At 45.0% G+C, this 5,981-nt stretch carries 4 protein-coding genes; 3 read left to right on the top strand and 1 reads right to left on the bottom strand.

From position 1 onward, the window contains the following. From J6U00_RS05455 to J6U00_RS05445, 3 genes are all read left to right on the top strand, one after another. The coding region (locus J6U00_RS05455; RefSeq protein ID WP_365718201.1) for a dockerin type I repeat-containing protein at positions 1 to 1,919 on the top strand (1,919 nt) is incomplete at its 5' end. Between the two features lie 178 nt (positions 1,920 to 2,097). Next, a complete protein-coding gene (locus J6U00_RS05450) occupies positions 2,098 to 3,162 on the top strand; it encodes an iron-containing alcohol dehydrogenase family protein (protein ID WP_296579957.1) in 1,065 nt (354 codons plus the stop codon). Beyond that, positions 3,159 to 3,800, top strand: coding sequence for an HAD family hydrolase (locus tag J6U00_RS05445; RefSeq protein WP_296579954.1), 642 nt, complete (start codon positions 3,159 to 3,161; stop codon positions 3,798 to 3,800). The genes J6U00_RS05450 and J6U00_RS05445 overlap by 4 nt, the downstream gene beginning before the upstream one ends. Positions 3,801 to 3,878: 78 nt before the next feature. Here the strand turns inward: J6U00_RS05445 and J6U00_RS05440 are convergent, their stop codons facing one another. After that, on the bottom strand, positions 3,879 to 5,204 hold the full coding sequence (locus tag J6U00_RS05440; protein ID WP_296579952.1) for a hypothetical protein: 1,326 nt from the start codon (positions 5,202 to 5,204) through the stop codon (positions 3,879 to 3,881). Positions 5,205 to 5,981: the final 777 nt, after the last annotated feature.

Below are 5,981 nucleotides of genomic sequence, written 5' to 3'. Positions count from 1 at the left end.
TGCTGCCTGTGAGCGCTAACGCGGACAACGAAAAAATACAGGGCAGACAGATTTCCCTTTCGGATCTGTACTCCGAGCTCCGCAACGACCCGTCAGCTTATGACGAATACTACAGCAGTGCTACCCTTGATGAGGTGCTCGAGGAGCTTTGCGGTGACTATGTTCCCCTCTCAAGCAGCAATGGTAGCAGTTTCCCTTACAAGTCAAATAGCGGAAGCTTCTGCATAGACGAAAACGGAAAAGCCAGAAATTTCTTCATCTATTATCCAGTGACCGTTATTGAAGTCACAGAAGGTACTGAGCTACCGGTGGACGAGATACGTCATGATGCAGCTGGAATGGGTTTCAAGCCTCCGCAATTCACAAAGGACGGAAATACCTACAAACTTAAAGAAGTGGAATCACAGGACGCTTTATACTACGTGCTGAACCAGCTGGCAGACTATGAAAACATAGTTTCTGTAACTGAGCATATAGCGCTTTATGAGGACACAGCAAATTACGTAAGTATGTACGGCATCTATATCGGAAAGACAAAGCTCAGCGACTCCGAAATGACGGAACTCCTTGACAAGATGTCCGCTCTCGACCTTCAGGAAAAAAACGATGATTCTTCGCTCGCAAATACAATGAAAAAAGGCTACAGATATTTCTTCAGTTTCGGTGAGAACCGTTCAAAGGAACAGACGGATATCTACGATGCTTTCAAGTATCTTGCGGACACCGGCCTGAGCTACGAAACGATGTGGTATAAGACTCTTCTGGGAATGCTGGAGACAACAGTTTATTTCTGCCACAGGGACTACGCTGTAGGTCAGAAGTACGACTACGAAAATCCACCTGCTGTTCCTGAAACCGATGAAATCAAACAGAAAGGCGAAAACCTTGTAGAGGTATGGAGCAAGATCAAAAATCCCACTCCCGAGCTTGACGCTCAATACAAGGCGATGACCCTTGACGAAGCCTTTGATGATTTCTCCAGTAACTATCTCGACCTTTCAAGCTATTACGAAAATGAGCTCTATCCCTCAAACAGGGAAAAAATGCTGTTCAAGGTCGATGACACTGGCAGGACGCATATCGCTGTTGTTCGCGGCGTAGAGACCGTTGTAAAGGTAAGAGAAGGCACTGAGCTGCCTATCGAACAGCTATTTGAAGATATAAAGATTGACGGTCGCAACACCCTGACAATAGGAAAAAGCAATGACACCTACCGCATAAGGAACGCTCCTTCAAAGGATGTTATGAATGTACTGCTGGAAAAAATAAAGAAATGCGACAATGTGGTGTCCATAGAAGAGCATTATGTAGTATATGAGGATTGGGCGAACTACCCGTTTTATACGGTACTCTATATCGACAGCCGTCTGCCTAAGGGAAGCAGCTGCACTAAGGAGGACATCCTTGAAAAGCTGGCTGCTCTCGATCTTCAGGAAATCACCGATGATACCTATATAGAGTATCTGTTCAGAAGGGAATACGACTGGGCATTCCTTATAGGCGATAACCGCTCACAGGACGGCAAGGAGCTCTACAATGCAATAAAGTACCTTACGGACAACGGCATCAGCTATGATCTTCCCTGCGGCACTACAGAGCTGGCTATAGAGAACACTAAAGTCTACTATTGCAGCAGACCTGTCCTTATAAACGGTATATCAGGTGACGCCAACGCCGACGGCGAGATAGATATGTCTGACGCAGTAATGATAATGCAGTCCCTTGCAAATCCCAACAAGTACGGAATAAAAGCAGCAAATGGTATTACCGCTCAGGGTCTGAAAAACGCCGACGCAAACGGTGACGGTCTTACGACCAACGACGCTCTTGCCATACAGGAGCAGCTCCTCGGTCTCAGTGAAAAAGAGATAATCCCTCCTGACTGCGCAGAGCCGTCTGAGCGAACACCTGAGCTTTGATCATTAAAGCCCCGAGGCAATTGCTTCGGGGCTTGTTCGTTCTGTTACCCGGCGGATGTTCAAATCATAATTTTGCTACGCCAAATTATGATTTGAACACCCGCCGGTTGATTTTTCTGTTATATGTGGTATAATAATTATATAACCCCACGATAATAACTGAAACGGAGGCGGCAGCATGAACCAGCATACAAGATTCAATCTCCCTATCTGCCTTGCAGTAGAGGAGGACGCTTTTTTTCACTCTGACGAGATAATCCAAAGATATATCCCCGAAATAATCGGTCAAAAAACAATCGTTATCTCGGAGGAGTTCCTTATCGGCATTTATAGGGACAAAATAAACGATATCAGCCATGACTTCGGAGAAGCTGAGATAGTCGCAATGAAAGAGGCAAGTTTCGACGAGGCTGTCGCCATCGCTAAAAAGGTCTGCGTTGAAGACATAAAAGTCATTATCGGCATTGGCGGCGGAAGAGTTCTCGATACCGCCAAATACGCCGCTCACATCAGCAAGGCGGTATATATCTGTATGCCCACCTCACTCAGCAACGATTCCCTTGCCTCCCCCTTCGCAGTACTGGAAACCTACGGCAGCTCACGCAAAACACTCGACTGTAAGATACCGACGGCGATAATCGTTGATACCAATATGATAATAAATGCTCCCGAGAGTCAGACACTGTCCGGTATCGGAGATACTATCGCAAAGCATACAGCCCTCTATGACTGGAAGCTTTCGGCGTCAAGGACCTCCTCACAGGTAGATGACTTCGCCTACGCCCTAAGCAGAATGAGCTACGATTCAGTATATCACTGCGACGAAAAAAACATGAAGAGCCGGGTATTCATAAGGATACTTTCACGAGCTCTCGTCATGGGTGGCCTTGCTATGGAGATAGCTGGCTCATCAAGACCATGCAGTGGAAGCGAGCATCTCTTTGCCCACGCCATTGAGGAGTACTATCCGCAGATAAAGATATCACATGGCCTTGGCGTTGCTCTCGGCACTATCCCTGCCTGTATCTTTCAGGGACAGGACATAAGCGGTCTCCTCGGCTTTTTCAAGACCTACGGGCTTGATATAAATCCACAGTCCTACAACATAACAGAAGATATGTTTGCAGATATATGGCTTAAGGCAAGAACTGTAAGACCGGGCAGGATTACCGTCCTCGACGATATAAAGCACGACAAAGTTCAGCTCGGCGAAATATACAATAGAATGGTGGAAGGCAAATGAAAACAGGTCTTATATTTGATATGGACGGCACTTTATGGGATTCCTCGGAAAACGTTGCCGCTTCATGGACTGAAAAAATACGTTCACTCGGTATGAAACGCCCTGATATCACAAAACAGGACGTTATGAGCATAATGGGTCTTACAATGGACAGGATAGCGGATATCCTCTTCGGCGACCTGCCAGAAAAGGAACGCTATGAACTGCTCGATGAGTGCTGCCAGTACGAAAACGAATACCTACGTATCCACGGTGGAGTGCTCTATTCCGACCTTGAAAGGACGCTCAAGCGACTTAAGCGCCGCTGCTCCCTCTACATTGTAAGTAACTGTCAGAGCGGATACATAGAAGCTTTTCTTGAGCATTACGGCTTTGAGAAATACTTTGACGATATCGAGTGCTATGGCAATAACCTCAAGGGGAAGGGTGAAAATATCGCTCTTCTCGCCGAGAGAAACGGACTTGACAAAGCCTACTATGTCGGGGATATACAGGGTGACTACGACGCCACCATGCAGGCAGGCTATGATTTTATCCATGCCGCTTACGGCTTCGGTAAAATAAATCATACCGTGCCGGAACTGAAAAAATTCAGCGACCTGCCGGAGCTGCTTGACAAGCTTCTGAGCAGTAAATGATAAAAAACAAAGGCGTAATGAGGTGAATTGAAATAATCAATGCCTCCTTACGCCTTTTAGCTTATGTATCATATTTCATTATAATATATTGCCAGCCGTCAGCCTTTCCATAAGGGCTTCGTAATTTACGGGGAACTTCTTCTTGTTGAAGAATTCCAGCCACAGCATAAAGTATACTATAAAATAGAAATGGAAATCGAGTTTTACATATATCAGCAACTGCTCCAGCACAAAGAAGACAAGCATGAGATCATAAGCGGTTTTATGCTCCTTATCTTCTCCGAAATAGTCGCTTTCGTCAGACCTGAGTATGAATGCAAGAGTGATTATGAATATAAGGAATACCGCTGTTCCCGTCACGCCGAAGAGAAGCAGATATCGCATATAGCAAGGATCCACGTTCTTGTAGGGAGAGCCGTGCTGATTGAGATAATAGCCGTCGCCTATCACCCATGTGCTCGTTTTCTCAGGGACAAAATACATATGGTTGAACAGGGTATCGAGAGTATTCGTGGTCTTTCCGGTCGCTGCTATCTTTTCCGTATTGAAGAACTCCGTCAGCCATACTATTGTTCCCTGATACTTTTCAAGTACGTTAGGAAAGAACACCATTACCAGTGCGACAAAAGAAGCTATGGTCAAGACCAGCTTCAGGACGAACTTGAAAGCTACGAATTTCTTCCTGGGTATCAGCAGTATATAGAGCAGTGAAAAAGCCACTCCAGTTATTATGCTTCGAGCCATGAGCAAGCCGGCAAACGCCTGCAATATATAAAGAAAGATGTATTTCCCTTTTTTCTCCTCCTCACCGCAGGTCACGTAGAGATAGCAGGTGATTATCAACAGGAATGACATTATGAAGGAGCCTCTGTCAAAGCCGGCGCCAAGTCCGAAGGCTCTAATTCCGTCACCAAGAACGTTTGCTATTCGGTCATTGAAACTCTGTATAGAACGCAGGCTCTCTCCCACAGGAGGAACAATAAAGGATATTATCGTAATAACGCTTTGCAGCGCCGATACGAATATAAAACATTTCAGCCCGTCACGTGCACTTATCTCCCACCTTGAGCACATAAGCGCCATAAGAAAGGCACCTGAGAATACCAGTATATTGTTTCTGAATATCTCTTTAAACAGAAACGAAAAATCAGTGCTCTGATTATAAATGACAGATATCAGGAGGCATAATACCAGCAGAAACAACAGCCATACTGCTTTGACGCTCTTGCTCTCCACTCTTATATTCTCAGTCAGCATAAAGGCTATAAGCGCTACCACACCTATCATTCCTATGCCGACACTGGTCGTTATCGGCACGAAGCTGAAATTGACGTCAAATACATAGAAAAAGAAGATAAGCAGGAACAGCAGCTTAGCCGGAGTCCGAAGCAAATCTTTAAACATCCGCAAAAATCCTTTCGCTTTCCCCTTCCATAGACCTATGACATAGGATATCCCCCACCCTTGTATACAAGGTCTCAGACGATCAGGTTTCAGGGAAATATATTTACATTCATGCTTGCAATATATGGACGACTCATAATGCAGCGATCACAGCTATCAGAGGGAGCTGATCCTTCTGACATGCACAGCAATCAAAGTCCATGGATATCGACAAAAATCTCCCGATATTTCGGGAGATCATATTTGAATCATTTTTGCGACAGAGAAATGAAACACTTAGCACGATCCGGACCGGCGTCATACGCCTTGCCGTAATGAGTATCAACCTTGTTACATTATATCACTTTTTCAGTATTATTGCAAGTATTTTGAAATAATTTCTTCCCTGTAAAATGTTGCATACCTCTGTACTAAACCGGGCAAAAGAAAGGCTCACCTGAAAGTGAGCCATGAATGATGCCATATATGTTCTGTAAGTATGCAGGTATGTCTATATTTCAACGTCTTCGCTATTCCTCTCATGCAATGCGCACGAACGGAAAGCTTTACAGGCTCACTTAAAACAAGCGTGCCACCATGCGCCTGCAACAAATGCTAGTGAACTAACAATAAATAAACCTTTCATATTTCTTACCTCCGTTTCTGATCCGCAGGTGAACACAAGCACAAGCATTGTCGGCAATTCCGGAAATGATTATTTCCCCGTTCCATTATCCGCAAGATCGCCTGAATGCTTTCACTGCCCGTATTCTAGAGACTCCGGTCTAGACCTAATCT

The organism is Ruminococcus sp. (assembly GCF_017650195.1).
Classification (GTDB): Bacteria; Bacillota; Clostridia; order Oscillospirales; family Ruminococcaceae; genus Ruminococcus.
The sequence above is the reverse complement of the archived record's forward strand: the minus strand, read 5'-3'. Positions and strand labels throughout refer to the sequence as shown.

What these genes read in the sequence shown, in the direction of transcription:
- J6U00_RS05450 (WP_296579957.1), top strand. Translation starts at nt 2,098, where the DNA reads ATGAACCAGCATACAAGATTCAATCTCCCTATCTGCCTTGCAGTAGAG.
- J6U00_RS05445 (WP_296579954.1), top strand. Translation starts at nt 3,159, where the DNA reads ATGAAAACAGGTCTTATATTTGATATGGACGGCACTTTATGGGATTCC.
- J6U00_RS05440 (WP_296579952.1), bottom strand. Translation starts at nt 5,204, where the DNA reads ATGTTTAAAGATTTGCTTCGGACTCCGGCTAAGCTGCTGTTCCTGCTT.